Source organism: Streptomyces sp. NPDC059957 (assembly GCF_042730015.1).
Classification (GTDB): domain Bacteria; phylum Actinomycetota; class Actinomycetes; order Streptomycetales; family Streptomycetaceae; genus Streptomyces.
Genome location: NZ_JBHWMB010000038.1, coordinates 23142 through 49064, shown reverse-complemented (window position 1 = coordinate 49064; position 25923 = coordinate 23142). Strand labels below are relative to the sequence as shown.

Below are 25923 nucleotides of genomic sequence, written 5' to 3'. Positions count from 1 at the left end.
ACCAACCACCCGTCCATTCCCCGAACTCCACCAACCCGATCCGGACAGCCCCAATCCCCCCCCCCCCAACCCCAGCCGGTGTTGGAGGCCCGGGGCCGGGGGCTGACCCCCGGGGACGGTGGAAGGGCGGGCAGGGGACCGGCTCCGCACAGCGCCCGGCCGGCAAGCCCCCCTCAGCCGAGGCTGAACGCCCCCTCCGGCGGCTCGGGCGAAGCCACCGCATCGGCGTCGGCCACCGGCAGAGCCCCCCGCATCAGCCGCGCGAGGGCCGCCCCCACCTCGACCCGCGCCGGAAACGCGTCACCCGCGCACACCCGCGACAGCTCCGCCACCGGCAGCTCCCGCTGCGAAGCCAGCAGCACGGCGTTCCCGAAGCGCCGCCCGCGCAGCACCCCCGGCTCCGCGATCAGCGCCAGCTCCCCGAAGACCGCCCCGAAGTTCGCGAGCTGCCCCCGCAGGAACGCGAACGGCGCCCCGTCGGCGAGGTTCGCCACGTACACCCCGCCGGGCCGCAGCACCCGGGCCACCTCGCGCGCGTACTCCACCGAGGCCAGCGAAGCGGGCACGCGGGATCCGCCGAAGACGTCCCCCACCACCACGTCCGCGCTCGCGTCCGGCGCCCCGGCCAGCCAGGCCCGCGCGTCGGCGACGTGCACCGTGATCCCGCTCCCGGGCGCCACCGGCAGGAACTCCCCGACCAGCGCGACGAGCCCGGCGTCGAACTCGACCACGTCCTGGCGCGACCCCGGCCGGCCCGCCGCCGCGTACCGCGGCAGGGTCAGCGCGCCGCCGCCCAGGTGCAGCAGGTCCAGCGCGGCCCCCGGCTCGCCCGCGCAGTCCAGGACGTGCGCGAGGCGTCGTACGTACTCGAACTCCAGGTGCTCCGGTTCGTCGAGGTCCACGTACGACTGCGGCGCCCCGTCCACGGTGAGCAGCCAGGCCCGCTCCCGGTCGATGTCCGGCATCAGTTTGGCGGTGCCCTGGGCCACGTCCCGGATCACCGGGATCTGTTCGTCACTCACCGGACCATTGTCAGGCCCCCGGAGCCGCCCACACCTCGCGCGCCTGCTCCACGTGCCCGGCGGCCTGCTCCAGCCCTGCCCGGGCGGCGGGATCGCGGCGCGCGGGGTCCAGTACGTTGCGTCCGAAGACCTTGCGGGCCTGCGGCGACGGGGTGATCAGCAGCACCTTCGCCCCGGCCTCCCGCAGCCGTGCGGCCTGCGCCGCGGGCGAGGGGATCAGCCCGGCGCCCGTGGCCATCGGCGCGAGGATCACCACGCGCGCGTAGCCGGAGGCCAGGTCGGCGTTGGTCGCGGAGCGGATCCCGCCGTCGATGAACCGCCGCCCCGCGACCGTCACGGGCGGCCACACCCCGGGTACGGCGCAGCTCGCCGAGACGGCGTCGACCAGCCCGGCCGCGCTCCCGCGCTCGAAGGCGGCGAGCTCACCGGTGGTTGCGTCCACCGCCGCGACGACGAGGCGCCGCTCGGGCCAGTCGTGCGACACCAGCCGGGCTTCCAGCACCTTGCGGCGCACCGCCTCCGGCTCCGTGGCGGCGGCGAGCGCGAAGGCACCGATCCGGCGCCGGTAGGACTTCGCGTCGCGGGAGCGCACCATCGCGACGGCGTACCGCCCGATCAGGGAGGCCCCCAGCTTCGCGGGGAGCTCCCCGCCGGGGTCGCCGAGCTGGCGCTCGTACAGTTCCTGCGGAGTGAGGAGTCCTGAGGTGAGCTGCGCGCCGACGACCGAGCCGGCCGAGGTCCCGACGACGAGGTCGGCTCCGGTGAGGTCGACGCCCGCGCGGGCGAGCCCGTAGAGCATCCCGGCCTCCCAGCCGACGCCGGTCAGCCCGCCGCCGCCGAGCACCAGGGCCGTGCCCTTGCGTTCCCCGCCGCCGACGCCATCGCCCTCACCCGTGCTGCCGTCTTCCACGAACTGCTCCCTCCCCGCATGCCAGTGGTGACGGCAGTCTGGCGCAAGCCGACCACCGCCACCACAGCGGGTCCTGCCCGGCCGCCCCGGGCCGCTACCCGACCTCGGTGACCGTCCCGGCCCCGACGGTGCGCCCGCCCTCGCGGATCGCGAAGCCGAGCCCGCTCTCCAGCGGGACGTCCCGCCCGAGCTCCACGGTCATGGTGACCGTGTCCCCCGGCCGGGCAAGGCCCGCCTCTCCCAGGTCCACGTTGCCCACCACGTCGGCGGTGCGGATGTAGAACTGGGGCCGGTAGCCGGTCGCCACGGGCGTGGTGCGGCCGCCCTCGCGGGCGGACAGCACGTACACCCGCGCCGTGAAGCGGCGCCTCGGTACGACGCTGCCGGGCGCGGCCACCACGTCGCCGCGGCGCACCGCGTCGCGCGGCACCCCGCGCAGCAGCAGCGCGACGTTGTCGCCGGCCTCGGCGGAGTCCATCGGCTTCCCGAAGGTCTCCAGCCCGGTGACCACGGACTCCACGGCCTCGCCGTCGCCGCCGAGCAGCGCGACGCGGTCGCCCATGGTCACGGTGCCCCGCTCGACGGCGCCGGTGACGACGGTGCCGCGCCCGGTGATGGTCAGGACGTTCTCGACCGGCATCAGGAAGGGCGCGTCGGTGTACCGCACGGGCATGGGCACGTACGTGTCCACGGCGTCGAGCAGGGCCTCGATCGACGCGGTCCAGCGCGGGTCGCCGTCCAGCGCCCCGAGCCCGGAGACCCGTACGACCGGGGCGCCGTCCCCGCCGTAGCCGTTCGCGGTGAGCAGCTCGCGGACCTCCAGTTCGACGAGGTCGGTGAGCTCGGGGTCCCCGGCGTCGGCCTTGTTCAGCGCGACGACGATGTGGTCCACGCCGACCTGCCGGGCGAGGAGCACGTGCTCGGCGGTCTGCGGCATGACCCCGTCGAGGGCGGAGACGACGAGGATCGCCCCGTCGAGTTGGGCCGCGCCCGTGACCATGTTCTTGACGTAGTCCGCGTGACCGGGCATGTCCACGTGGGCGTAGTGGCGGGTGTCGGTCTCGTACTCGACGTGCGTGAGGTTGATGGTGATGCCGCGCCGGGCCTCCTCGGGGGCCCGGTCGATCCTGTCGAACGGCACGAAGGAGGCGCCGCCGCGCTCGGCGAGGACCTTGGTGATGGCGGCGGTCAGCGTCGTCTTGCCGTGGTCGACGTGACCCATGGTGCCGATGTTCAGGTGCGGCTTGGTGCGCACGAAGGCCGTCTTGGCCATGATGTCTTCCCGTGTGGTCCGAAGCTGGAAATACGGGACCCCCTGAGCGAACCGACCCTCCCCCTGCGGGGTCCGCCGGACGTTCCGGGAAGGGTCAGCTTCGTGCGCCGCCGAATGCGCCGTCGAATGCGGCTTCGCCTGCGGCGAGCTGTGCGGGGACGGCAGCCTTCGGCGCGTCCGCGACTGCGGACGGCGCTGCGGGGAAGGCGTGCCTGGACATGCGGTCGATCCTGCCGGACCGTGTGCGCCGGGGCCAGCGAATTACGCGGCGGCCGAATTACGCGGCGGCGGGCCGGACTTCGCCGATGTTCTTGAGCGCCTCGCGCACCGAGAGCGGGGACAGCGACTGCCGCTCGGCGGTGACGAAGGCGCGCACGGCGCCGGGGTCCGTCTTGGCGTACTCGCGCAGGCACCAGCCGATGGCCTTGCGGACGAAGAAGTCGGGGTGGCCGCTCTGGCGGCGGCAGTAGGCGAAGAGCCGCTCGGTGTCGGTCGCGGACTTGTACCGGAGCTGGTGGAGCAGGGCGGTGCGGGCCACCCACAGGTCCTCGTCCTCGATCCACTCGTCCATGACGGCGGCGAGCGCCGGGTCCGCCGCCACGAGCGGGCCGACGGTGTGCGCGGCGAGCAGGTCGACGGTGTCCCACCAGGGGACGGTCACGATCAGGTGCCGGACCACGGGCAGGAAGCCGGAGGAGCAGCGGGAGACGTGCCGGCGCAGGTAGTCGACGGCGAAGTACCGGTATTCACGCTCCGACAGCTCCCAGCAGCGCAGCGCGAGGGCCGCGCAGTCCGCTTCGGACGGTTTCGGGGTGTCCTTGGTCACGGCCCTCGACAGCTCGCGGCGCAGCGGGGTGGGGATCCCGAGGAAGGGAGCGACGTCCTTCATGTACGCGGCCATGGGCCCGGCCCGCCCGGCGTCGGCGGCGGCGCCGTAGGACCGCGTGAGCCGTGCCACCAACAGCTCGGCGAGGTCGCTGTGCGCGGCCCGTGGAGGCCGCCGGTCGTTCGGCTGCATGAGGCCCAGATTACGGCGCTCGGACAGGGGGGTCGGTTAGTCTCCCGGAATGTCCCTCCTCCTCGCGCCGTGGACCCGGCTCTCGCTGCTCGTCGTGCTGCTCCTCGCGGCCGGCGTCTGCGTCGTGCTGTACGAGCCCCAGCGGCTGCTCGCGGAGGGCTGGCCCCCGGGACTCCCGGTGGGCACTGCGGTCCTGCTCTTCGCCGCGGCGTACGGGGTGTGCACGGCCGCCCTGGTGCCGCGGCCCCTGCTGAACCTGGCCTCCGGGGCCCTCTTCGGCTCCCAGTTCGGCCTGGTCGCGGCGGTCGGCGGCTCGGTCATCGGTGCGGGGATCGCCTTCGGCCTCGGCCGGATGATGGGCCGTGACGCCCTGCGTCCGCTGATACGCGGCCGCTGGCTGCAGGCGGCCGACGACCAGCTGGCCCGGCACGGCTTCCGCTCGATGCTGGCGGTCCGGATCTTCCCCGGTCTGCCCTTCGCGATGGCCAACTACGCCGCCGCGCTGTCCCGCTGCGGCTGGCTCCCCTTCCTGCTCGCCACCGCGATCGGCGTGGTCCCGAACACCGCCGCGTACGTGATCGCGGGGGCCAGCGCCTCCTCCCCGACCTCCCCCGCGTTCCTCGCATCGTTCGGCTTCATCGCCCTCTCCGCGGTGGGTGCGTCGGTCGTCGCCTGGCGCAAGCGGCACCGGCTGGCGCCCGTGCGGGGGCCCGAGCGGCCCGTGCCGGCGCGGGAACTGACGGCCGTACACCCCCCTGTGGTCACGGCGGCACCCCACGGGCCCTAGCATCGGACCCGAACTGCCCAACGATCACAAGGACGAGCGCACCCCGACATGAACTGGATCGAATCCCTCATCCTCGGTCTCGTCCAAGGACTTACGGAATTCCTCCCGATCTCCTCCAGCGCCCACCTGCGGCTGACCGCGGCGTTCGCCGGCTGGCACGATCCGGGAGCGGCCTTCACCGCCATCACGCAGATCGGCACCGAAGCCGCCGTACTGATCTACTTCCGCAAGGACATCGCGAAGATCGTCTCCACCTGGTTCCGCTCGCTGTACACGAAGGCGCTGCGCTCCGAGCAGGAAGCCAAGATGGGCTGGCTGGTGATCGTCGGCTCGATTCCGATCGGTGTCCTCGGCCTCGCCTTCAAAGACCAGATCGAGGGCCCGTTCCGCGATCTGCGGCTGATCGCCACCACCCTCATCGTGATGGGCCTCGTGCTCGGCTTCGCCGACCGGCTGGCGGCGCGCGACGAGGAGGGCGGCCGGCACCGGGTCGTCCGCGAGCGCAAGACCCTGAAGGAGCTGGGCGTCAAGGACGGCCTCATCTTCGGCCTCTGCCAGGCGATGGCACTGATCCCGGGTGTGTCCCGGTCGGGTGCCACGCTCTCCGGCGGTCTGCTGCTGGGCTTCACCCGCGAGGCGGCGGCCCGCTACTCCTTCCTCCTCGCCATCCCGGCCGTACTGGCATCGGGCCTGTACGAGATCAAGGACGTGATGGAGGACCCGGGGCACATCGAGTGGCCTCAGACGATCTTCGCCACGGTCGTCGCCTTCCTCGTCGGCTACGCGGTCATCGCCTGGTTCATGAAGTTCATCTCCAGCAAGAGCTTCATGCCGTTCGTGATCTACCGGGTGCTGCTCGGCATCCTGCTGTTCGTCCTGATCGGCATGGGCGTCCTCAGCCCCCACGCCGGCGAATCGGCCGGCTAGTACGGCTGCGCTCACCGCTCCGCGTGAATCGAAGGGCCGCCCGGGAACGTTCCCGGGCGGCCTTCGCGTCGTTGTGCTGGAAGAGACCTGAAGGCGAGCAGCAGGGGGTGTCCCATGGGTCGAGTGGTGCTGGAGCGGTTTCCGGCCGGAAGTCCGAGGGGGAGTTGGCCGGCCGAGGAGTACGCGGCGCAGCGGATGCGCGAGGGCGTGCCCGCGGAGGTGGTGATGGATCTGGCCAGCGACGCGTACCTCGTGGTGGTCCGTCCCCGGGAGGCGCGTTCCGGACACTGACCCGGGGCCGGAAGATCCGGGCCGCGCACGCCCCTTGGCCTCCACGCCCCGCGCCCGCACACTGACCCGATGACGCAGCGTGTGGACCTTGCGGGCGTGATGGACCGACTGGCGATCGACGAGCTGGTCACGGGGTACGCCATCGCCGTGGACGACGGCGACTGGGACGCGTACCGCGCCTTGTTCGCCCCGGGCGGGCGGGCCGACTACGCCTCGGCCGGCGGGATCGAGGGCCCGGCCGGGGAGGTCGCGGACTGGCTCGCGGAGACGATGAAGCTGTTCCCGGTGCGCCAGCACCTCATCGTCAACCGGCTGATCCGGATCGCGGACCAGGGCGGCTCCCCCGGTGACACGGCCGAGGTCCGGGCCGACTTCCTCAATCCCATGCGGCTGGCCGGGGAAGAGCCCGACGAGGGCGGCCCCGCCGTCACCGCGCCCAACTTCGTCGCCGCGGGCCGCTACACCTTCGCCGTGACCCGTACCGCCCGGTCCGGCTGGCGGCTCTCGCGGGTCACCGTCCACGAGAAGTGGCGGCACATGTCGTTCTGATGCTTCGACGGACGCATGGGCCGACGGACGCATGTGCCGACGGGCGGATGGTTCGACGGGTGAATGGTCCGACGGGCAGGGCTGTTCCATCCTGGAAGCGGAGGCCCTACGAAATGCTGACGGTCCCGGAGGTCTCGAAGCGGGTTCCGTGGTGGCGCGCGCCGGCGGCGGTCACAGCGGGAGCCCTGCCCTGCCTCGCCTTCCCCGCCCCCGCGCTGTGGTGGTTCGCCTACGTCGCCCTCGTGCCCTGGATCCTGCTGCTGAGGTCGGCCCCCACCGGCCGGCGCGCGGCTCTGGAAGGCTGGCTCGGGGGCGCCGGCTTCGTCTTCGCCGTCCACCACTGGCTGCTGCCCAGCCTGCACGTGTTCCTCCTCGCCGTGGCGGCGCTCGTGGGCCTGCTCTGGATTCCCTGGGCGCTGCTGGTGCGGGAGCTGCTCGGCCGGACCCCGGGGCCGGGCCGGGCGGCGGCCGCGCTGGTCCTCGTACCGGCGGGCTGGCTGCTGTCGGAGCTGGGACGGTCCTGGCAGGGGCTGGGCGGGCCGTGGGGGCTGCTCGGTGCCAGTCAGTGGCAGGTGGCGCCCGCGCTGCGGGTGGCTTCGGTGGGCGGGGTCTGGCTGGTCGGCCTGCTGGTCGTGGCGGTGAACTGCGCGCTGGTCCTGCTGATCACCGCGCCGGGGGCGCGGATGCCGGCGCTGGCCGGGGTGACGGGCTGCGCGGTGCTGACGGGGGTGGTGTGGCTGTGGGCTCCGCGCCCGGAGCCGGCGGGCTCGCTGCACGTGGCTCTCGTACAGCCGGGTCCGCTCCCGGACGGCCCGGACAGTGCGGAGCGGCGGTTCGCCGTCGGGGAGCAACTGACCGTGACCCTGGCCGGGCTCCGCCCGGACCTGGTGGTGTGGGGGGAGAGCAGTGTCGGCGCGGACCTGACGGCCCGCCCGGACCTGGCCCGGCGGCTCGCCGCCCTGTCGGCGCGGGTGGGGGCTCCGCTGCTGGTCAACGTGGACGCGCGGGCCGCCGACCGGCCCGGGATCCGCAAATCGGCGGTGCTCGTCGGTCCCGGGGGCCCGACCGGTGACCGGTACGACAAGATGCGCCTGGTCCCGTTCGGGGAGTACGTGCCGGCCCGTGAGCTGCTGGGCTGGGCCACCTCGGTCGGCAAGGCGGCCGAGGAGAACCGCGTTCCGGGCGAGGCGCCGGTCCTGATGGACCTGCCCGGCCGGGCGGACGTCCGCCTCGGCCCGCTGGTCTGCTTCGAGTCGGCGTTCCCGGACATGAGCCGCCACCTCGTCCGCGAGGGTGCCGCCCTGCTGGTCGACCAGTCGGCCACCTCCACCTTCCAGGACAGCTGGGCCCCGGCGCAGCACGCCTCGCTGTCCGCGCTGCGCGCCGCCGAGACCGGCCGCCCCGAGGTCCACTCCACCCTCACCGGCATCAGCGCGGTGCACGGCCCGTCCGGCGAGCGGATCGGGCCGGTGCTGTCCGCTTCGGCGAGCACGGCGCGGGTGTACGAGGTCCCGCTGGCGCGGGGCACGACCCTGTACGTCCGCTTCGGGGACTGGCCGGTGGGCGCCGCGCTGGCCGCTCTGGCCGTCCACTGCGCGGCTGCGGGCGCCCGCTCCGTGCGGCTCGGGAAACCGGCCGGGGCACCCGTCGGGACACCGCGGACGCCGACCGGGTAGCCGCCTGCGCCGCGGCCGCTCAGGACGCCTGCTCCAGAGCGGACCTCACCACCCGCTCGCACAGTTCGTGGGTCAGCAGGGCGTCGCGCGCGCTGAGGGTCGTGCCCGCGGCCACGGCCTCCAGGAAGGCGTCGACGACCTGCTCGATGCCGCGCTGGCGGGCCACCGACACCCAGTCCCCGCGCCGCCGGACCGTGGGCTGGCCCTTGTGGTCGATGACCTCCGCGAGGTTCACGACCTGGCGCTTGGTGTCCTGCCCGGAGACTTCCAGCACCTCCTCCGTGGAACCGGAGAGGCGGTTCATGATCCCGAGCGCGGTGAAGCCCGTACCGGACAGCTGGAGCACGACCTGGCTCATCAGGCCGTCCCGCACCACTGCCCGTACGTCGACCTGGTCGGCCTCGCCGGGCAGCAGGAAGCGCAGGGTGTCGACGACGTGGATGAAGTCGTCCAGGACGAAGGTCCGTACGTCCTCGGGCAGGCCGACCCGGTTCTTCTGCATGACGATCAGGTCGCGCGCGTGGTCGGCGCACTGCGCGTAGCCGGGCGCGTGGCGGCGGTTGAAGCCGACGGCGAGGGAGACCCCGCGTTCTTCGGCCAGTTCGACCAGGCGGCGCGATTCCGCGAGCTCGTAGGCGATCGGCTTGTCGACGTACGTCGGCACGCCCGCTTCCAGCAGCCGTTCCACGATCTCGGGGTGGACGGCGGTCGGTGCGTGCACGAAGGCCGCGTCGAGCTTCTGCGCGAGCAGCGAGTCGAGGTCGGTGTGCAGGTGTTCGGCCGGGACGCGGTGCTGGGAGCCGACCCGCTCGAGGGTGGCCGGGGTCCGGGTCTGCAGGTGCAGTTCGAGCCCCGGGCGGGTGGTCAGGACGGGCAGGTACGCCTTCTGCGCGATGTCGCCGAGTCCGATACAGCCGACCTTCACCGGGACCTCCAGGTTTGTTCCTTGTGGGAGTACGCAGCCTAATCGGTGGTGACCACCCTCGTGTTCGACCAGGATGGAGCCCATGACGATCAGTGATGGATCCCACCGTTCCGAACCTTCCACCACGGCCGACGAGCGCGAGATGCTCGACGGCTGGCTCGACTACCACCGCTCCACCCTGGCCTGGAAATGCGAGGGGCTGTCCGACGCGCAGTTGCGCACCACCCCGCTGCTGCCTTCCGGACTGAGCCTGCTGGGGCTCGTGCGGCACATGGCCGAGGTGGAGCGGTACTGGTTCCGGGAGATCATGCTGGACGAGGAGCTGCCCGAGCTGTACTGCGACAGCGAAAACCCGGACGGGGACTTCCACTTCACGGACAAGGACACCTGGGCCGAGGCCGAGCGGGTGTGGCAGACCGAGATCGAGCTGGCCCGGCAGGCCGCGGCAGGCCGCTCCCTGGACCTCGCCTCGAAGCCCGAGAGCCACCGCCGGGGCGAGGTGTTCAGCCTGCGCTGGGTTTACAACCACATGATCGAGGAGTACGCGCGCCACAACGGCCACGCGGACCTGCTGCGGGAGCACATCGACGGCGCCACGGGCGAGTAGCCGTCACCCGTGCGGGGTGAATATCGGCTCCGGATTTTCGCAAGGGGGGCCTCGCACAGCAGAGTTGTGTGAGTGCATCCAACCCGAACCACGACAAAGCTGCTGCTCGGCGTCGCCTGTGCGGTCTCGGCCGTCTCCGGCTGCGTGAACGTGACCCCGGCACCCCTGCAGCCGGCGGCCGCCCCCGGCACCCCGGGTGCGCCGCCCAGGCACGAGCCGCGCGGCGGGCCGGGGGCCGCGCCGGTGGTCGTCCGGGCCCCCGCCCTGGAGGCGCTGGAGGCGGTGCCGGGACGGCCGGCCGGGCCGGCGCCCTCCGCTTCGGGCCGGGCCGCCGTCCCGCGGGCCGGAGTCCCGGCCGCGGGAGACGGCCGGGCGGGAGCCCGGGCGGCCCCGGCGGCGACTGCGCCGGTCCCGGACATCCCGGAGCCCCGCCGGCGCGGCGCTCACCACGACCACGCCGACGGGCGTCCGGGCGGGCAGCGCCCGGACCGGCCCCGATCCGGGGGCGGCGAGGTGCCGCGCGAGCTGGTGCGGGAGCTGCCGGTGCGGCCGGCCGACGTGTGCGCGCTGGGCCGCCGGCACGGGCGCTGGCACCCGGACAGCCCGGAGGCCCGCATCTGCGCGGGCGTCCAGGGCGGCTGACCCGCACCTGCCGGCCCACACCGGCCGGGACCTGCTCCCGCTACTGGTTCTGCTCCGGGAACGGTCGGGGCCCCTCCCCCGGTTCCGTCGCCAGTCGGTGCTCCAGGCGGGCGATGGCGGCCCGTACGCCGTTCCCGTACCCGTCGTCGGCCAGGACCCCGGTGGCGGCGCGGGCCCGCGCCAGGTGGATGCGGGCCGCCTCCGGGCGCCGTAGCTTCACGTAGTCGGCGGCCAGGCTCAGGTGCAGCGACGGGTAGAAGACCCGGACGGCCGAGGGCGTACCGGGACCGTCTGCGTCGCAGTGCGCGGCGGCCAGTGCCCGCAGGTCCCAGGCCAGCTCCTCGGCGGGGTCGTCCTGCGCGTCGGCAAGGTAGTGCGCGAGCGTGCAGCGGTGCAGGGAGTCGCCCTCCGCGGCGATCTCCGACCAGATCTCGCCGAGCCGGTTGCGGGCCTCCTCGCGGTCGCCTGCGTGCAGCAGGATGGCCGCCTGGCCGATCCTGGTCATGACGGCGTCCTCGGACGCCTCCTGCTGCTCCGTCAACGCGGCCTCCGGCTTGTTCCTGTCAGACCTGCTCCGGTCTGATCATCAAGACGCTAGCCGGAGGCACCGGCAATGCCGCCTAGGCGCGGTCGGGCGTCAGCCCAGGTCCGGGATCCGCCAGTCGATCGGCGCATGGCCCTGGGCGGCGACGGCCTCGTTGATCTGGGTGAACGGGCGGGAGCCGAAGAACTTCTTGGCCGACAGCGGGGAGGGGTGGGCGCCCTTGACGACGGCGTGCCGCTCCTCGTCGATCAGCGGGAGCTTCTTCTGCGCATACGCCCCCCAGAGGACGAAGACGGCCGGGTCGGGGCGCGCGGCCACCGCACGGATCACCGCGTCGGTGAACTTCTCCCAGCCCTTGCCCTTGTGCGAGTTGGGCTCCGCCTCGCGGACGGTGAGCACCGCGTTGAGCAGCAGGACGCCCTGCTCGGCCCACGGCATCAGATAGCCGTTGTCCGGGACGGGGGTGCCCAGCTCGGCCTGCATCTCCTTGTAGATGTTGCGCAGCGAGGGCGGGGTCTTCACGCCCGGCTGCACGGAGAAGCACAGCCCGTGGCCCTGGCCGGCGCCGTGGTACGGGTCCTGGCCGAGGACCAGTACCTTCACCTCGTCGAACGCGGTGGCCTCCAGCGCGGCGAAGACCTGCTCTCGGGGCGGGTAGACCGGCCCGTTCGCCCGCTCCTTCTCGACGAACTCGGTGAGTTCTTTGAAGTAGGGCTGGTCCAGCTCCCCGCCGAGGACGGGGAGCCAGGACTCGGGCAGCATCTGGGTCACGGCGACAACCTCCGGTACACGTTGTTCGGGACATCACGTCCGCGCGCCTGCGCGGTCTGCACGCATGCGCGCTCGCACAACTGCTTCGTGCGACGGATCAAGAACTTACCGGTGGCCACTGACAACGCGGCGCCCGCCCACCCCGCCCGGGTGGGCGGTGCGGACGGGCGCGGCGGCGTACGGGCCTGCTACCAGCTGGTCTTGCGGTACAGCTCCCACAGCTGCATGACGGTCTGCGGGTCGAGCGCGCGCTCCGCGCCGGCGATGTCTTCGCGGGCGGCGACGTACAGCTTGCCCTGCCACAGGGGCAGCAGCCGGACGTCTTCTGCGAAGATCTTCTGGGCCTTCTCGAACTCGTGGACGCCGGCCGACCGGTCGCTCTCGCGGCGGGACTTGGGCAGGATGACGTTGAGGATCTCGGCGGACTCGTAGGGGGTTCCGACCGCGTTCTCCTTGCCGACGAACGGCGCGATGAAGTTGTCCGGGTCCGGGAAGTCGGGGAACCAACCGCGGCCGAAGACCGGGTACTCGCCCTTCTTGTAGCCCTCCTGGAAGGCCTTCCAGGGCTGCCCGCGCAGGGTGATCTTGAAGAGCCCGCTCTCGTCGAGCTGGCGCTTGAGCTCGGTGAACTCGTCCGCTGTGGAGGCGCCGTAGCGGTCCGTGGTGTACCAGAAGGTCAGGTCCACCGGCGTGGGGATCCCGGCGTCCTTGAGGGTCTTCTTGGCCTTGGCCACGTCCGGCTGGCCGTACGTGTCGTAGAACGGCGTCTTGTGGCCCACGACCCCCTTGGGGACCATCGAGTAGAGCGGCTCGGCGGTGCCCTGGTAGACCTTCGAGACGAGCGCCCCGCGGTCGACGATCTGCGCGATCGCCTGGCGTACCTCGACCTTGGCGACCTGCTGGTCCTTGGGGTTGAAGATCAGGTAGCGGATCTCCGCGCCGACGTTCTCGACGACCTGGACGCCGGCGTCGTGCGAGGCGGGCGCCTGGAGGTCCTTGACCTCCTCGGCGGAGAGGCCGCGGTAGGTCGCGTCGATCTCCTTGCCCTTGAGGGCCGCGATCATCTTCTTGGAGTCCGCGAAGTAGCGGATGGTGGCCCCGCCGTTGCGGCGCTTGGCGAAGCCGTTGTAGGACTCGTTGCGGTTCAGGACCGCTTCGCTGGCCTCTTTGTACGACTCGAGGGTGTACGGGCCGGAGCCGGTGACCTCGTCGCCCTCGCGCAGCTTGTCGGCCGGGTACTGCTTCGGCGAGACCAGCGAGGCGGCCGGGGAGCCGAGCACGAAGGGGAAGGTGGCGTCCGGGGTGTTCAGGTGGAAGACCACCGTCTGCGCGTCCGGCGTCTCGATCTTGTCGAGGCTGCCGAAGAGGGCCTTGGGGCCGGACGGGGCGTCGATGGTCTTGATCCGGTCCAGGGAGTGCTTGACGGCCTTCGCGTCCAGCGGCTCGCCGTCGGAGAACTTCAGGCCCTTGCGCACGGTGCAGCGGTACGACTCGTTCCCGGAGTCGGTGAACTCGCAGCTCTGGGCGGCGTCGGGCTGGGGCTTGGTGGCACCCGTGGGGAACGCCAGCAGGGTCTGGTAGACGTTCCGGTACAGCTCCCAGGAACCGTCCCAAGCCGCGGCCGGATCGAGGGTCGTGGGTGCGCTCGTCGTTCCGACGACAATCCGCTGTTCGCCATTGCCGCCGTCGTCCGAGAACAGGCCGCATCCGGAGAGCAGGGATATGGACGCAACGGCCGCAGTGATCTGCAGGCATCTGGTCCGGTTGAACACGTGCACGCTCCTCGATCAGCCAGGGGTGCGGCAGACCCTACCGCAGAGCATCACGAAACCAATGGGTAGGTTTCGTGAGGCACTTGACCGATTACGTGCACATTCGGTACGCATTTGCCTCCTCTTGAGAGGCAAATGCGTCCGATTATCGGTCAGTGCACTCCGGCATTGAGGAACATTCCCCCGTCAACGACCAGAGTTTGTCCCGTGATCCATTCCGCTTGTGCAGATGTAAGAAAAGCGGCGGCCCCTCCGATGTCCTCCGGGACCCCGAGCCGGCCCAGCGGATAGGCCGCGGCAGCCTCCTGCTCCCGGCCCTCGTAGAGCGCCTGCGCGAACCTGGTCTTCACCACCGCGGGCGCGATCGCGTTGACCCTGACCCCCGGCGCCATCTCGTGGGCGAGCTGGAGGGTCAGGTTGACCATGGCCGCCTTGCTCATCCCGTACGCCCCGATGAAGGGGGAGGCGGAGACGCCGGCGATCGAGGCGATGTTGACGATCGCGCCGCCGTTCTCCTTCTGCCAGGCGTGCCAGGTCCGCTGGGCGAAGCCGAGCGCCGAGATCACGTTGGTCTCGAAGACCTTGCGGGCCACCCCGAGGTCCAGGTCGGCGATCGGCCCGAAGACCGGATTGGTCCCCGCGTTGTTGATCAGGAAGTCGACGCGGCCGAAGGCCTCCATCGTGCGCTCCACGGCGACGGCCTGGTGGGCCTCGTCGTGCGCCTTGCCCGCGACCGCGATCACCCGGTCCGCACCGAGCTGCTCGACGGCCTCCTTGAGGGACTCCTCGTTCCGTCCGGTGATGCAGATCCTGTCACCGCGGGCCACCAGGGCCTCGGCGATGCCGTAGCCGATGCCCCGGCTCGCCCCGGTGATCAGCGCGACCTTGCCGCTGTCCGTTCCGTCGTACGTCATGACGTGCACCCTGCCTTCTCTCAGCTGAGCGGGCCGCCGGCCACGTACATGACCTGGCCCGAGACGAAGCCGGCGGCCTCGCCGGTGAAGAAGACGATGGCGTTGGCCACGTCGTCCGGACGCCCGACGCGCTGCACCGGGATCTGGGTGGCGGCCGCGGCCTGGAAGTCCTCGAAGTCCATGCCGACCCGGGCGGCCGTGTGCGCGGTCATCTCGGTGACGATGAAACCGGGGGCGACGGCGTTCGCGGTGATGCCGAACTTGCCGAGCTCGATGGCCAGGGTCTTGGTGAAGCCCTGCAGACCGGCCTTGGCCGCCGAGTAGTTGGCCTGGCCGCGGTTGCCGAGCGCGGAGCTGCTGGAGAGGCTCACGATCCGGCCGAACTTGGCTGCCACCATGTGCTTCTGACAGGCCTTCGACATCAGGAACGCCCCGCGCAGGTGCACGTTCATGACGGTGTCCCAGTCGGTGTCGCTCATCTTGAAGAGCAGGTTGTCCCGCAGCACACCCGCATTGTTGACCAGGATGGTCGGGGCGCCGAGCAGGCTCACCACCCGCTCGACGGCCGCCTCGACCTGCGCACTGTCGGAGACGTCGCAGCCGATCGCGACGGCCGTGCCGCCGGCCGCCGTGATCGTCTCCACGGTGTCCTTGCAGGCCGCCTCGTCCAGGTCGAGGACGGCGACCGCCCGGCCTTCGGCGGCCAGGCGTACGGCGGTGGCCGCGCCGATGCCCCGGGCCGCCCCGGTCACGATCGCGACGCGCTGCTCGGTGGTGGACATGCTGGATCTCCTCGCCCTCGAAGAAGCGGCCCCTCAGGGGTGAGCAACCGCTTAGTAGCTTCAGCTGAGGAGACGCTAGGAGCCCTGGCACTCCGTGTCAACGGGGAGCGGATCCGGCCCCGCCATCGGACGGCCGGCCGGGGCTCCGCCGCCCGGCTACCGGACCAGCAGGTCCAGCAGCCGCTCCACCTCCAGGGCGGGATCGGCCGTCAGGCCGATGTGCACCGGGCCGGGCTGCACGACGGTGCTCCGCGGTGCGATCAGCCACCGGAACCGCCGCCCCGCGTCGTCACCGGCCGCCTGCCCCGCGAACTCGCCGCCCGTGCACACTCCCTCGACCCCGCGCAGCGCGGCCCGTACCCCGGCCACGTCGGCCCCCGGATCCAGCGCGAGGAGCTTCGCCTCGTCCAGATGGGTGCGCGCGGCGACGTAGGAGCGCGCCCGGCAGTAGACGATCACGCCGGCGTTGAAACACTCGCCGCGCTCCATCCGGGGCACCACGCGCACCAGCGCGTACTCGAACACGTCCCGCTTGATCACTCGCTGTCGCTCTTCATCTTCCGGGGACGGGGGTCGAGGCGGTCGGCGAGCCAGCCGGGCGGACCCGACCGGACCTTCACCTCGGCCTCCATCGTGATCCTCTCGTGGATCGTGGCGGCGCGCGGCAGCAGGGCCTCTACATAGGCGCGGCGCAGCGCGTCGGTGGAGTCGAAGCCCGGCTCGTCGACCAGCCACTCGTCGGGCACGTCGGCGGCGACCTCGGTGAGCAGTTCCTCGGTGACCAACGGCGCGAGCGCGGCCGCCGCCGCGGCGATGTCCGGGCCGACCGGGGCCAGTACGTGGTCGGAGGCGTTGTACGGTTTGGCGGCGGCGCTCGCGGCGGTGGGCCAGTTGTGGTGCCAGATCATGGTGGCGCCGTGGTCGATGAGCCAGAGGTCCCCGTGCCAGACCAGCATGTTGGGGTTGCGCCAGGACCGGTCGACGTTGTTGATCAGGGCGTCGAACCAGACCACGCGCCCCGCCTCCACCGGGTCCACCTGGTACGCGAGCGGGTCGAAGCCGATCGAGCCGGGGAGGTAGTCCATCCCGAGGTTCAGGCCGCCGCTGGCCTTCAGCAGCTCCTGGACCTCCTGGTCGGGCTCGCCGAGCCCGATGACCGGGTCGAGCTGCATCTGCACCAGCCGCGGGACGCGCAGCCCCAGCCGCTGGGCCAGCCGCCCGCAGATGACCTCGGCGACCAGGGTCTTGCGGCCCTGGCCGGCTCCGGTGAACTTCATGACGTACGTGCCGAGATCGTCGGCCTCCACGATTCCCGGGAGCGAGCCGCCCTCACGCAGGGGCGTCACATAGCGGGTCGCGATCACTTCTGTGAGCATTTATCCAGGCTATCCGGCGATCATGGTTCACGATCCACGGTTTTCCCGGGGCCGGTCGTACCGCGCGAGCGGGTTCACGCGGCGGGCGACGTCCGCCGCGCCGCACCACAGGGCGCCCGCCCCGGCGGCCCCGAAGAGGGCCGCGTACACCAGGAGCAGCAGCCCGATCAGGCCGGTCGGATAGGGCATCGCGCCCGGCCCCCAGCCGGCGAGCACCTCTCCGACGAGCGGGATGTTCGCCCGGTCCCCCCGCCACCACAGACCGGACGGGCAGCCGGCCAGGAAGACCCCGGCCCAGAGCCAGGCCCCCGCCCGTACGGCCTGCTCCTGCCGGGCCCGCCTGACCGCCGCCGCATGCACGATCGCCGTGGCCGTGGCCACCGCGTGCGCCGCCTCGTCTTCCATGGACCTGACGCTCCTCTCCGACCGGGCCTTCGCGTGAACGCGATCCCCGACTGCCGCGTCCCGCGGCAGGACCGTCCGGTCATGATCGGGCGAGGAGGCTCCGACTGCCAGACATCGGTCCGTGACGGATCCCTGACGTCACGGATCCCCAACGCCGGCGACCGCGCGGACCCGTCGCCGTCCCGGCCGCGCCCGCCCGGCCGGGCAGCGGCCCGGCGGCGAACCGGCGGCTGACCGGCGGCCCTCCGGTGCCGGCCCGGACGAGCGCTACGTGCTGACGGAGATCAGCGCGCCGGGGCCCACTGGGCCAGGAGGGCTTCGGCCGTGGTGATGGCCGCGACGAGGGAGAGGGAGTTGCGGATCACCTCGGCGGTGCAGGCGGCGGGCACCCCGGCGATGGCGTCGGAGGGGACCACTACCCGGTACCCGAGGTTCACGGCGTCGAAGACGGTGTTCGGGATCGCGATGTTGGAGGAGACCCCGGTGACAACGAGGGTGCGGATGCCGAGGTTGCGCAGCAGGGCGTCCAGGTCGGTGCCCGCCATCGGGGAGAGTCCGTGCAGACGGCGCACCACGAGGTCCTGCTCGGCGACGGTGATGGGTGCGGCGACCTCCACGGCCGGGCTGCCGGTCAGCTGGCGCACCGGCAGCCTGTCGGCGGCCCGGAACAGCCGGGCGTTGCTGTTGGCCCCGAGCCCGTCCGGCCGCCGCTCGGCGACGGCGTGCAGCACCTGCACCCCGGCCCCGCGCGCGGCCTCGACCAGCGCGGCGACCCGGTCCAGCATGCCGGAGTCCCGCGCTTCCTTCGCCAGCTCCGGCAGGGCGCTCTCCTCGCCGACGACACCGTTCTGGCATTCGACGGTGAGCAGTGCGGTGGTGGCGGGATCGAGATCGGCCATGGCTCCCCCTGGCGTGGCGACGGAAGAGCACGCATGATTCCTGACACACAGTCAGATGTGAAGGGGCGCGGACCATATGGACAGCACACCGGTGGACAGCACACCCGTGGACAGCACACCCGTGCACGGCACGCCGCCCATGGAACCCGAGGACAGGGCTCCCGCGGACAGGGCGCAACGGCGGGGCCGCCGCATCATGATGACCGAGGAGGAGACGAACGCCTTCCTGCGCGAGCAGCGCACCTGCCGGGTGGCCACCGTCTCCCCCGACGGGCGCCCGCACGTGGGCGCGCTCTGGTTCGTCTGGGACGGCACCTCCCTGTGGCTGTACTCGATCACCCGCAGCCGCCGCTGGTCCGACCTCCGCAAGGACCCCCGCGTCTCGGTGGTCGTGGACTCCGGCGAGGCCTACGACGAACTGCGCGGGGTGGAACTGTCCGGCACGGCCGTCTTCGTGGGCGAGGCCCCCCGTACGGGCGAGCCGTGCGAGGAACTGGCGGAACCGGAGCGCCTCTTCCCCGTCAAGAACTTCGGGATCACGGAGATGCCGCACGACGGACGGCACGCCTGGATCCGGCTGACACCGGATTCGATCGTGTCCTGGGACTTCCGCAAGATCTAGGGGTTTCCCGCCCGTCAGGCCGAGCTCACGGCGCCCTTCTCCCCAGCAGCGGCCGAGGCCGCCCTCCTCAAGGCCTCGACGGCCGCCCGGATCGACGGACGGCGGTCGGCGTCCGCCCGCCAGACGACGTACACGTGACGCCGGACGCTGTCGCGCACCGGCAGCAGCCGGACCCCCGGAGGCACGGGTCCGCGTCCCAGCCGGGGAGCCACGCACACGCCCAGTCCGGCCTCCACGAAGGCCAGTTGGGTGTGGTGCTCCTCCGCGATGTGCGCGATCCGGGGCTCGATGCCGGTACCGCGCAGGGTGGAGACGAGCCACTCGTGGCAGAACTGCCCCTCGGTCCAGGAGATCCAGTCGTCACCGCCGAACTCGGCCAGGGAGATCCCGTCACGCCCGGCCAGCGGATGCCCCACCGGCACCGCGATGTCCATGGAGTCGTCCAGGAGATGGGTCCGCGTGAGCTCGGCCGGTACGGGCATCCGCTTGTTGTGCCAGTCGATGGCGAGGGCCATGTCCAGGTCGCCCCGCACGACGGCGGTCATGCTCTCCTCCGGCTCCTGCTCCCGTACCCGGGGCCGCAGTTCGGGGTGCTCGGCGCGCAACTCCGCCAGGACCTGGGGCAGCAGCCCGCGCATTGCGGTCGGGAAGGCGCCGATCCGCAGGTCGCCGACCGCGCACCCGCGCCGGGCCTCGACATCGGCCTGGGCGAGCTCGACCTGGGAGATGATCCGGGCGGCGTGCTCGGCGAGGAGCCGGCCGGCATCGGTGAGCCGGACCCCGCGCCCGTTCTTGGCCAGGAGCGGCTGGCCGACCTCCCGTTCCAGCTTCGCCATCTGCTGGGACACGGCGGAGGTGGTGACGTGGAGCCCGTCGGCGGCGCCGCTGACGGAGCCGTGGCGGGCGAGGGCGTCGAGGGTGCGCAGCCGCTCCAGGTTCAACATGTAAGCAATCCTACGACGTCGCACCCAACAACTTTCGCTTGTCCTACGAGGTCGCGCGGGCCAAAGTTGCTGTCATGAGCGCCCCCAGCACCCCGGTCCCGCCGCTGTCCCCCACCTCCAGCTCCAGCCCTGCCCCCACCCCCACTGCCACCGCCACCGCCACCGCCACCGCCACCGCCACCGCGAAGGCTCCCGCCACCGCCCGGCTGGACTGGCGGCTGCGCTTCGCGATCCTCTCGGTGATCTGGGGCTTCAGCTTCCTGCTGATCAAGGTGGGCACGGAGGCGTACGCCCCGTTCCAGGTGGCCCTCGGCCGGGTCTTCTTCGGCGCGCTCGCCCTGCTCACGGTGCTCCTGATCCGCCGCGAACCGCTCCCCCGGGGCGGGCGCACCTGGGCCCACCTGTCGGTGGCGGCGCTGCTGCTCAACACCGCCCCGTTCTCCCTCTTCGCGTACGCGGAACTGACCATCCCCTCCAGCCTGGCGGGCATCTGCAACGCCACCTCGCCGCTGTGGGGCATGGCCCTCTCCCTGGTCGCGCTCTCCGAGGACCGCCCGACGCGCCGCCGGTTCGCCGGCCTGGGTCTGGGCTTCCTCGGCGTCCTGACCGTCCTCGGCGCCTGGCAGGGCTTCTCGGGCCTCGACGCCAAGGGCACCGCGCTCGCCCTGCTGGCCGCGCTCTGCTACCCGATCGGCTGGATCTACGTCCGCCGCACCCTGGCCGCCACTCCGGGCTCCCCGGTCGCCCTGACCGGAGCCCAGCTCCTGGTCTCCACCATCCAACTGGCGGCGATCAGCGCCCTGTTCACTTCGGCCCCCACCTCGTTCCCGCTCTGGCCGACCCTCTCGGTGATCGCCCTGGGGGCTCTGGGCACGGGCATGGCGCTGCAGATGCAGTACGGCCTGGTCACGGAGATCGGCCCGACCACCGCACAGATGGTCACGTACTTCATCCCGGTCATCGCGACGACGGCGGGCGTCCTCCTCCTGAACGAGCAGCTCCACTGGAACACCCCGGTGGGCGCGGCCATCGTCCTGGCCGGCGCGGCCCTCACCCAGACCCGACGCCGCTGAGGCCCGCCGCCACGCTCCCGTCCGGCTCGGTCCCGCCCGCCTCGGTCCCGTCCGCCTCGGTCGCATCCGCCTCGGTCCGCCCCCGTCCGCTCCCGCCCGTTCCGGGGCGCCGTCACGCGCCCGTCCGCCCCGGCCGCCGGGGCGGCGGCCGTCAGTCCAGCCGCCCCCCGGACGCCGGGCGGACGGCCGCGGCCACCGCCTCCGCCAGCCCCGGTACGTCCTCCAGGGACAGCGTGGACATCGTCATCCGCACCGCCGGCCCGGATTCCACCCGGAAGCGGGCCCCCGGAGCGACCGCCCAGCCCGAGCCCAGCAGGCGCGTCACCACTGCCGTCTCCTCGGCGACGGGCACCCACACGTTCATCCCGCTCCGCCCCTGCGCGCGCACCCCGCGCCGGGCCAGCTCCGCGACCAGTCCGTCCCGGCGCTCCCCGTAGGACCGCGCGACCGCCACGTGGTCGACCGCTCCGGCCTTCCACAGCTCCACCGCCGTGTACTGCAGCAGCCTGCTCACCCACCCCGGGCCCAGCCGCTGCCGCCCCCGGACCCGGTCGAGCGTGACCCCGTCCCCGGTCAGCACGGCGAGCCGCAGGTCCGGTGCGTACGCCTTCGCGGTGGAGCGGATCAGCACCCAGTGGCGGGTCGCGCCGCTCAGCACGTTCAGCGGCAGGTCCACGATGCCGTGCCCGTGGTCGTCGTCGATGACCAGCACGTCCGGGTGCCCGGCGAGCACCGCCCGCAGCTCCGCGGCCCGTTCCGCGCTCACCGCCGCCCCGGTCGGATTCTGCGCCCGGGCCGTCACGAGCAGCGCCCGCACCCCCTGCGCCAGCGCCCGTTCCACCGCGTCGGGCAGCGGGCCGTCGTCATCCACGGCCATCGGGATCACGCGCAGCCCCAGCGCCGGGACGAGGTCGAGCACGCTCCCCCACCCCGGGTCCTCGACCGCCACCGCGTCCCCGGGGCGCAGGTGCGCGGCCAGCACTCGTTCGATGCCGTCCAGCGCGCCCGAGGTCACCGCCATCTCCCCGGCCGGCACCCCGTCCGAGTCGAAGGCGGCCCTGGCGAGCCGCGCCAGCTCCGGGACGACCGGGTCGTGGCCGTAGAGCGTCGGCTCCGCGGCGTACCGGCGCGCCGCGTCCGCCAGCGCGTCGCCCAGCGCGGGCAGCAGCCGTACGTCCGGGTTCCCGGAGGCGATGCCGCGCACCCCCGCCGGGACGACCATGCGCAGCTGGTCGCGCGGCGCCGTCGCCGGGCGGGCCCGTACCCGGCTGCCGCGCCGCCCGTCGGTCTCGATGACCCCGCGCTCGCGCAGCGTGCGGTACGCCGCAGCCACGGTGTTGGGGTTCACCCCCAGCACGCCCGCGAGCTCCCGCATCGGCGGCAACAGCGCTCCCGGCTCGAGCGCGCCCGAGGCGACGCCCGCTTCCACACTCGCGGCGATTTCCGATGCGCGCCGCCCGATGATCAGATACTCTCCTAGCACAAAGCCAAGTATGCACCAATACAACGGAGTCCGCACGATGAGCGTCACGCCTGCCCCCGAGACCATCACGGAGACGTCGACGGCAGCGGCCTCGACCGCGACCCCAGACGCGTCTGCCACCGGGTACGCGCCCACCGAACGTACCGTCCCGACCCGGTCCCGCGACCGCGCTCGCTACGACCGCGAGACCGTGCACTCGATACTCGACCAGGCCTACCTCTGCCACCTCGGCTTCGTCCGCGACGGCGCCCCGGTGGTCCTGCCGACCCTCTTCGGCCGGGTCGGCGAGGCCCTCTACATCCACGGCTCCACGGGCTCGCGCCCCCTCCTCGCCGCCCGCAAGGCCGACCCGGGGCTGCCGGTCTGCCTGACGGTGACGCACGTCGACGGCCTGGTCCTGGCCCGCTCCGCCTTCCACCACTCGCTCAACTACCGCTCGGTGGTCGTGCACGGCACCGCCTACGAGGTGACCGACCCGCAGGAGCGCAGGATCGCCCTCGACGCCCTCGTCGACCAGGTCGTCCCGGGCCGCTCGGCCGACTCGCGGCCGGCGAGCGCCAAGGAGCTCGCGGCCACCGCCGTGATCCGCCTCGACCTGAACGAGGTGTCCGCGAAGCTCCGTACGGGCGGGCCGAACGACGACCCCGAGGACCTGGGGCTGCCGTTCTGGTCGGGCGTGGTCCCGGTCGCGCCGGCGTACGGGACCCCGGTCCCGGCCGCCGACCTCGCCGCGGGCATCGCCGTCCCGGACTACGTCACCGCGCTCTGACGGCCACCTCGCCGGCAAGGGCGGGCCGGTCCTCCGGCCCGCCCTTCGGCGCGCTCCCGGTGTCCGCCGGGCGCCGCGACTCGGCGGCGATCAGTGCCCCCACCGCCGTCAGCAGGAGTACGGTGCCCAGCGCCACCGGCCCCGTCAGCCGCTCCCCGAGCACCAGGACGGCGATCGCCGCCGCGCCGACGGGCTCGATCAGCATGATCACGGACACCGTCGCGGCCCGCACCGCGGCGGCCCCGCTGAAGTAGAGCGCGTAGGCCAGCGCGGTCGGCACGGTGGCCATGTAGGCGAGCAGCCAGAGCACCCGGACGGGCTCCGCGGTGTGCGGCATCAGCCCCTCCACCAGGGCGAAAGGCAGCAGGCACACCGTGCCCACCCCGACCGACCAGACGGTGGTGACCAGCGGGTCCCCGCCGGTCCCGCGCCGCCCGAGCAGCCTGGCCCGCAGGGTCATGGCCCCGTACCCGGCGGCCGACAGCAGTGCCCAGCCGACGCCGAGCGGCCGCACCTCGCCCCCGCCGCTGCCGAGGACGAGTACGGCCAGTCCGGCCAGCGCCCCGCCGACGGCGAGGATCCCGCCCCGGCCGAGCCGCTCCCCCATCCAGTACCGGGCCCCGAGCGCGATGAGCACGGGCCCGGACCCGAGGGTGACCACGGTGGCCACGGCCAGCCCGGTCTCGCGCACCGCGGCGAAGTACGCGGACTGGAAGAGGGTGAACATCAGCCCGGTCCCGATCAACGACCCCACCGAGGCCCGCGCCCGGACGGCGCCCGCCCGGACGACACCGGCCCGGCCGGCAACCCGCGGCCGACGGCGCACGGCGAGCACCACGAGCAGCACCGCCAGCCCGCCCGCGCACCGCCAGAACGACAGGGCGAGCGGGCCGAGGTCACTGGCGAGGTAGAGCAGCGAGGCCGCCGCCCCCGCCGTGCCCCAGGCGGTTCCGGCGATGACGAGGAAGAGCAGACTGCGCCCGTTGGCGGGCATGTGGTCCGACTGGACCGACTGGATCGACACGAGAGTTCTCCGCGCGTGCGTGAAGGATGAAAAAGAACAGGTCATCGCTTCGCGGGCAGCGCGAATCCGCCCGGGTCACGGCCCGGGCCGGTTTCTCCTACGTGGTGGCAGCCGCCCGCGCTAGGCGGCGGGAGGCGGAAGCACGGTCGTCGGCATGATCGAGAGCCTAGACCTTGCTCGGATCGCGGTCCAGGGCCGCCACCGGCTCCGCGGTCCCGGGCGCGACCTGCCGGGAGGTCTGCGCGATGAAGGCCCCGCCCAGCACCAGCGCACCGCCGATGATCTGCCAGGTCGAGAGGTGCTCGCCGAGGAGCACCCAGGCCAGTACGGTCGCCACGACCGCCTCCAGACAGGCCACCACGCCCGCGACCTGCGGCGACAGCTTGCGCACGGAGACCACGCCGGTCAGGTACGCGAAGACGGTCGCGATCAGCACCACCCAGCCGAGCAGCACCGGCGCGGGCACCATCAGGTCCCCTAGCGCCGCGTCGCCGCCCAGGACCTGCCAGTCGATCTGCCAGGGCCGGGCGATCACGGTCATCACGAGGGTGCCGACGATCATGCCGTACGCGATCATGCCCATCGGGTCGGGAACGTCGTCCCCGTCACTGCCCTGGTCGGCGAAGACGAAGTAGAAGGCCTGGCAGCAGGCGGCCGCGAGGCCGAGCAGCACGCCGAGCAGGTCGAGGCTGAGCCCGGCCCAGATCTGCACCACGCAGGCGAGGCCCACGACGGCCACGGCGGCGCCGGCCGCGGCGGCCCGGGTCACGGGCCTGCGCTGCACGAAGCGGATCCAGCCGAGCAGCAGCGCCGGGCCGAGGTACTCCAGCAGCAGGGCCACGCCGACCGGGATCCGGGACAGCGAGGCGAAGTAGAAGGCCTGGACCCCGGCCACGGCGATGAGTCCGAAACCGGCGAGCAGCAGGGGTTTGCGGCGTACGAGATCGCGATGGCGCCAGGCCAGCGGGGACAGCACGAGCGCCGCCCCGGCCACCCTGAGCCAGACCATGTGGAGCGGGTCCAGACCCGCCTCGATCAGCGGCTTCGCCGCCACACCCGAACCACCGAACGCGATCGCCGAAACGAGGGCGAGGCCCAGTCCGGCATGTCTCCCTGACGCTTGCATTCGGACATCATGACAGGACCGGTCAGGAGCGACAGGGCGGTGACACCTGTTGAGACGCTCCCGAGACCGACCCGACACCGTCCGGGCCCCCACCCACCCCGCTCCCCGATATCTGACAGGTCGTCAGTCTTGAATGTTGCGTCCGCCGGGACTACCTTCCGCCGCACGTACCTGACGAGAAGGGGTGGTCGCATGGCTGAAGTCACCGCGGAATCACGCATCGAGGCGTCCGCCACGAAGCTCTGGTCCCAGCTGACCGACTGGGACGCTTACGGCCAGTGGAGCATGACCCACACCAACTTCCCGAAGGGCGGCCCCGAGACCCTCGCGGTGGGCTCCACCTTCGCCGAGAACATGAAGATGATGGGCTTCCCCGCCGAGGTCCTCTGGACCGTCTCGGAGCTGGAGGACGAGCGCGTCTTCGCGATCACCGGCAAGGGCCCGATGGGCGTGGCCGTCCTGACCCGCTACACCCTGATCCCGGACGGCGGGGCCACCACGGTCCGCATCGACGGCGAGTTCACCGGCGCCGCGGTCTCCCTCATGGCGGGCAAGCTCAAGGACTCGGCCACCGCCGCCCTGAACGAGTCGCTCCGCAAGCTCTCCGGCCTGGTCGCCTGAGCGCCGCTCCGATCGGGCAGGTCCGTACGCACACGCAGTCCGTCCGTACGCGCGCGAGCGCACACGAGCGCACGCGCACACCCCCACATGACGGTGCGCCCCGCGAGGAAGACCAGCGGGGAGAACATCATTTGTGGGTGCGGGGGGTGCCGGCGGAAGGGAATCCGGGTT

At 72.6% G+C, this 25923-nt stretch carries 29 protein-coding genes; 11 read left to right on the top strand and 18 right to left on the bottom strand.

Translation table 11 applies throughout. From position 1 onward, the window contains the following. Positions 1-173: 173 nt before the first annotated feature. The 4 genes from ACFWBW_RS24635 to ACFWBW_RS24620 form a co-directional block, all read right to left on the bottom strand. Positions 174-965: a spermidine synthase gene (locus ACFWBW_RS24635; protein ID WP_385376148.1), complete on the bottom strand. Its 792-nt coding sequence runs from the start codon at positions 963-965 to the stop codon at positions 174-176. 67 nt (positions 966-1032) lie between these two features. Next, positions 1033-1932 (bottom strand): patatin-like phospholipase family protein, encoded by a 900-nt coding sequence (locus ACFWBW_RS24630; RefSeq protein WP_385376048.1) that lies wholly within the window; start codon positions 1930-1932, stop codon positions 1033-1035. A gap of 94 nt (positions 1933-2026) precedes the next feature. After that, the gene (tuf, locus tag ACFWBW_RS24625; protein ID WP_385376045.1) at positions 2027-3205 is read right to left on the bottom strand and encodes an elongation factor Tu; all 1179 of its coding nucleotides are present in this window, start codon (positions 3203-3205) and stop codon (positions 2027-2029) included. A 277-nt stretch (positions 3206-3482) separates the two neighbouring features. After that, positions 3483-4223 (bottom strand): DNA alkylation repair protein, encoded by a 741-nt coding sequence (locus tag ACFWBW_RS24620; protein ID WP_385376042.1) that lies wholly within the window; start codon positions 4221-4223, stop codon positions 3483-3485. A 49-nt stretch (positions 4224-4272) separates the two neighbouring features. Here ACFWBW_RS24620 and ACFWBW_RS24615 point away from each other — a divergent pair, with 49 nt between their 5' ends. The 5 genes from ACFWBW_RS24615 to lnt all read left to right on the top strand — a co-directional run bounded on the left by ACFWBW_RS24615 (position 4273) and on the right by lnt (position 8453). Next, a complete protein-coding gene (locus tag ACFWBW_RS24615) occupies positions 4273-5010 on the top strand; it encodes a TVP38/TMEM64 family protein (RefSeq protein WP_385376040.1) in 738 nt (245 codons plus the stop codon). Between the two features lie 48 nt (positions 5011-5058). Beyond that, positions 5059-5937 (top strand): undecaprenyl-diphosphate phosphatase, encoded by an 879-nt coding sequence (locus ACFWBW_RS24610; protein WP_385376037.1) that lies wholly within the window; start codon positions 5059-5061, stop codon positions 5935-5937. A 114-nt stretch (positions 5938-6051) separates the two neighbouring features. Next, complete coding sequence (locus tag ACFWBW_RS24605) at positions 6052-6228, top strand: hypothetical protein (protein WP_243339660.1); 177 nt, start codon at positions 6052-6054, stop codon at positions 6226-6228. Between the two features lie 69 nt (positions 6229-6297). Next, the gene (locus ACFWBW_RS24600) at positions 6298-6777 is read left to right on the top strand and encodes a nuclear transport factor 2 family protein (protein WP_385376034.1); all 480 of its coding nucleotides are present in this window, start codon (positions 6298-6300) and stop codon (positions 6775-6777) included. Between the two features lie 113 nt (positions 6778-6890). After that, a complete protein-coding gene (gene lnt, locus ACFWBW_RS24595) occupies positions 6891-8453 on the top strand; it encodes an apolipoprotein N-acyltransferase (protein WP_385376032.1) in 1563 nt (520 codons plus the stop codon). A gap of 19 nt (positions 8454-8472) precedes the next feature. Here the strand turns inward: lnt and ACFWBW_RS24590 are convergent, their stop codons facing one another. Beyond that, positions 8473-9378, bottom strand: a complete 906-nt coding sequence (locus tag ACFWBW_RS24590; protein ID WP_385376029.1) for a Gfo/Idh/MocA family protein — start codon at positions 9376-9378, stop codon at positions 8473-8475. An 82-nt stretch (positions 9379-9460) separates the two neighbouring features. Here ACFWBW_RS24590 and ACFWBW_RS24585 point away from each other — a divergent pair, with 82 nt between their 5' ends. Then, entirely contained in the window at positions 9461-9985 is a 525-nt protein-coding gene (locus ACFWBW_RS24585) for a DinB family protein (RefSeq protein ID WP_385376027.1), read from the top strand. A 72-nt stretch (positions 9986-10057) separates the two neighbouring features. Beyond that, entirely contained in the window at positions 10058-10627 is a 570-nt protein-coding gene (locus ACFWBW_RS24580) for a hypothetical protein (protein ID WP_385376024.1), read from the top strand. A gap of 40 nt (positions 10628-10667) precedes the next feature. On the opposite strand, the gene ACFWBW_RS24575 is transcribed toward ACFWBW_RS24580, so the two are convergent. The 9 genes from ACFWBW_RS24575 to ACFWBW_RS24535 form a co-directional block, all read right to left on the bottom strand. After that, positions 10668-11168, bottom strand: a complete 501-nt coding sequence (locus ACFWBW_RS24575; RefSeq protein WP_385376021.1) for a hypothetical protein — start codon at positions 11166-11168, stop codon at positions 10668-10670. 96 nt (positions 11169-11264) lie between these two features. Continuing rightward, entirely contained in the window at positions 11265-11933 is a 669-nt protein-coding gene (locus ACFWBW_RS24570) for a uracil-DNA glycosylase (RefSeq protein WP_385376145.1), read from the bottom strand. 197 nt (positions 11934-12130) lie between these two features. Continuing rightward, positions 12131-13714, bottom strand: coding sequence for an ABC transporter substrate-binding protein (locus tag ACFWBW_RS24565; protein WP_385376019.1), 1584 nt, complete (start codon positions 13712-13714; stop codon positions 12131-12133). Between the two features lie 152 nt (positions 13715-13866). Further along, on the bottom strand, positions 13867-14628 hold the full coding sequence (locus ACFWBW_RS24560) for an SDR family oxidoreductase (protein WP_385376016.1): 762 nt from the start codon (positions 14626-14628) through the stop codon (positions 13867-13869). Positions 14629-14648: 20 nt separating this feature from the next. After that, complete coding sequence (gene fabG / locus ACFWBW_RS24555; protein WP_385376013.1) at positions 14649-15410, bottom strand: 3-oxoacyl-ACP reductase FabG; 762 nt, start codon at positions 15408-15410, stop codon at positions 14649-14651. Between the two features lie 156 nt (positions 15411-15566). Beyond that, positions 15567-15950 carry a DUF3037 domain-containing protein gene (locus ACFWBW_RS24550; protein ID WP_385376010.1) on the bottom strand — a complete coding sequence of 128 codons (384 nt, stop codon included), beginning with the start codon at positions 15948-15950 and terminating at the stop codon, positions 15567-15569. Further along, the gene (locus ACFWBW_RS24545) at positions 15947-16786 is read right to left on the bottom strand and encodes a HipA family kinase (protein WP_385376007.1); all 840 of its coding nucleotides are present in this window, start codon (positions 16784-16786) and stop codon (positions 15947-15949) included. Before ACFWBW_RS24545 ends, ACFWBW_RS24550 begins: the two co-directional genes overlap by 4 nt. 27 nt (positions 16787-16813) lie before the next feature. Next, positions 16814-17191, bottom strand: a complete 378-nt coding sequence (locus ACFWBW_RS24540; RefSeq protein WP_385376004.1) for a hypothetical protein — start codon at positions 17189-17191, stop codon at positions 16814-16816. 284 nt (positions 17192-17475) lie between these two features. Next, positions 17476-18090, bottom strand: a complete 615-nt coding sequence (locus ACFWBW_RS24535) for a cysteine hydrolase (protein ID WP_385376001.1) — start codon at positions 18088-18090, stop codon at positions 17476-17478. Positions 18091-18229: 139 nt separating this feature from the next. Between ACFWBW_RS24535 and ACFWBW_RS24530 the strand changes: the two genes are divergently transcribed. Next, the gene (locus tag ACFWBW_RS24530; protein ID WP_385376142.1) at positions 18230-18712 is read left to right on the top strand and encodes a pyridoxamine 5'-phosphate oxidase family protein; all 483 of its coding nucleotides are present in this window, start codon (positions 18230-18232) and stop codon (positions 18710-18712) included. Between the two features lie 14 nt (positions 18713-18726). Here the strand turns inward: ACFWBW_RS24530 and ACFWBW_RS24525 are convergent, their stop codons facing one another. Further along, positions 18727-19656 carry a LysR family transcriptional regulator gene (locus ACFWBW_RS24525; RefSeq protein WP_385375998.1) on the bottom strand — a complete coding sequence of 310 codons (930 nt, stop codon included), beginning with the start codon at positions 19654-19656 and terminating at the stop codon, positions 18727-18729. 74 nt (positions 19657-19730) lie between these two features. On the opposite strand from ACFWBW_RS24525, the gene ACFWBW_RS24520 reads away from it, so the two are divergent. Continuing rightward, complete coding sequence (locus ACFWBW_RS24520; protein WP_385375996.1) at positions 19731-20729, top strand: DMT family transporter; 999 nt, start codon at positions 19731-19733, stop codon at positions 20727-20729. Positions 20730-20880: 151 nt separating this feature from the next. Here ACFWBW_RS24520 and ACFWBW_RS24515 read toward each other — a convergent pair whose 3' ends face one another. Beyond that, a complete protein-coding gene (locus tag ACFWBW_RS24515; protein WP_385375993.1) occupies positions 20881-22212 on the bottom strand; it encodes an aminotransferase class I/II-fold pyridoxal phosphate-dependent enzyme in 1332 nt (443 codons plus the stop codon). A 37-nt stretch (positions 22213-22249) separates the two neighbouring features. Here ACFWBW_RS24515 and ACFWBW_RS24510 point away from each other — a divergent pair, with 37 nt between their 5' ends. Then, positions 22250-22981 carry a pyridoxamine 5'-phosphate oxidase family protein gene (locus tag ACFWBW_RS24510; RefSeq protein WP_385375990.1) on the top strand — a complete coding sequence of 244 codons (732 nt, stop codon included), beginning with the start codon at positions 22250-22252 and terminating at the stop codon, positions 22979-22981. Here ACFWBW_RS24510 and ACFWBW_RS24505 read toward each other — a convergent pair. Then, entirely contained in the window at positions 22968-23975 is a 1008-nt protein-coding gene (locus ACFWBW_RS24505) for a DMT family transporter (protein ID WP_385376139.1), read from the bottom strand. The two genes, ACFWBW_RS24510 and ACFWBW_RS24505, sit on opposite strands and share 14 nt — an antisense overlap. Before the next feature lie 196 nt (positions 23976-24171). Further along, positions 24172-25131, bottom strand: a complete 960-nt coding sequence (locus ACFWBW_RS24500; RefSeq protein WP_385375987.1) for a DMT family transporter — start codon at positions 25129-25131, stop codon at positions 24172-24174. Positions 25132-25323: 192 nt separating this feature from the next. On the opposite strand from ACFWBW_RS24500, the gene ACFWBW_RS24495 reads away from it, so the two are divergent. After that, positions 25324-25752 carry an SRPBCC family protein gene (locus ACFWBW_RS24495; RefSeq protein ID WP_385375984.1) on the top strand — a complete coding sequence of 143 codons (429 nt, stop codon included), beginning with the start codon at positions 25324-25326 and terminating at the stop codon, positions 25750-25752. The last annotated feature ends 171 nt before the right edge of the window (positions 25753-25923 follow it).

Excerpts from the sequence above, each read along its gene's own strand:
- ACFWBW_RS24635 (WP_385376148.1), bottom strand. The coding sequence starts at position 965 with ATGCCGGACATCGACCGGGAGCGGGCCTGGCTGCTCACCGTGGACGGG.
- tuf (WP_385376045.1), bottom strand. The coding sequence starts at position 3,205 with ATGGCCAAGACGGCCTTCGTGCGCACCAAGCCGCACCTGAACATCGGC.
- ACFWBW_RS24620 (WP_385376042.1), bottom strand. The coding sequence starts at position 4,223 with ATGCAGCCGAACGACCGGCGGCCTCCACGGGCCGCGCACAGCGACCTC.
- ACFWBW_RS24615 (WP_385376040.1), top strand. The coding sequence starts at position 4,273 with ATGTCCCTCCTCCTCGCGCCGTGGACCCGGCTCTCGCTGCTCGTCGTG.
- ACFWBW_RS24610 (WP_385376037.1), top strand. The coding sequence starts at position 5,059 with ATGAACTGGATCGAATCCCTCATCCTCGGTCTCGTCCAAGGACTTACG.
- ACFWBW_RS24605 (WP_243339660.1), top strand. The coding sequence starts at position 6,052 with ATGGGTCGAGTGGTGCTGGAGCGGTTTCCGGCCGGAAGTCCGAGGGGG.
- ACFWBW_RS24600 (WP_385376034.1), top strand. The coding sequence starts at position 6,298 with ATGACGCAGCGTGTGGACCTTGCGGGCGTGATGGACCGACTGGCGATC.
- lnt (WP_385376032.1), top strand. The coding sequence starts at position 6,891 with ATGCTGACGGTCCCGGAGGTCTCGAAGCGGGTTCCGTGGTGGCGCGCG.
- ACFWBW_RS24585 (WP_385376027.1), top strand. The coding sequence starts at position 9,461 with ATGACGATCAGTGATGGATCCCACCGTTCCGAACCTTCCACCACGGCC.
- ACFWBW_RS24570 (WP_385376145.1), bottom strand. The coding sequence starts at position 11,933 with ATGCTGCCCGAGTCCTGGCTCCCCGTCCTCGGCGGGGAGCTGGACCAG.
- ACFWBW_RS24560 (WP_385376016.1), bottom strand. The coding sequence starts at position 14,628 with ATGACGTACGACGGAACGGACAGCGGCAAGGTCGCGCTGATCACCGGG.
- fabG (WP_385376013.1), bottom strand. The coding sequence starts at position 15,410 with ATGTCCACCACCGAGCAGCGCGTCGCGATCGTGACCGGGGCGGCCCGG.
- ACFWBW_RS24545 (WP_385376007.1), bottom strand. The coding sequence starts at position 16,786 with ATGCTCACAGAAGTGATCGCGACCCGCTATGTGACGCCCCTGCGTGAG.
- ACFWBW_RS24540 (WP_385376004.1), bottom strand. The coding sequence starts at position 17,191 with ATGGAAGACGAGGCGGCGCACGCGGTGGCCACGGCCACGGCGATCGTG.
- ACFWBW_RS24535 (WP_385376001.1), bottom strand. The coding sequence starts at position 18,090 with ATGGCCGATCTCGATCCCGCCACCACCGCACTGCTCACCGTCGAATGC.
- ACFWBW_RS24530 (WP_385376142.1), top strand. The coding sequence starts at position 18,230 with ATGGAACCCGAGGACAGGGCTCCCGCGGACAGGGCGCAACGGCGGGGC.
- ACFWBW_RS24525 (WP_385375998.1), bottom strand. The coding sequence starts at position 19,656 with ATGTTGAACCTGGAGCGGCTGCGCACCCTCGACGCCCTCGCCCGCCAC.
- ACFWBW_RS24520 (WP_385375996.1), top strand. The coding sequence starts at position 19,731 with ATGAGCGCCCCCAGCACCCCGGTCCCGCCGCTGTCCCCCACCTCCAGC.
- ACFWBW_RS24510 (WP_385375990.1), top strand. The coding sequence starts at position 22,250 with ATGAGCGTCACGCCTGCCCCCGAGACCATCACGGAGACGTCGACGGCA.
- ACFWBW_RS24505 (WP_385376139.1), bottom strand. The coding sequence starts at position 23,975 with ATGCCCGCCAACGGGCGCAGTCTGCTCTTCCTCGTCATCGCCGGAACC.
- ACFWBW_RS24500 (WP_385375987.1), bottom strand. The coding sequence starts at position 25,131 with ATGCAAGCGTCAGGGAGACATGCCGGACTGGGCCTCGCCCTCGTTTCG.
- ACFWBW_RS24495 (WP_385375984.1), top strand. The coding sequence starts at position 25,324 with ATGGCTGAAGTCACCGCGGAATCACGCATCGAGGCGTCCGCCACGAAG.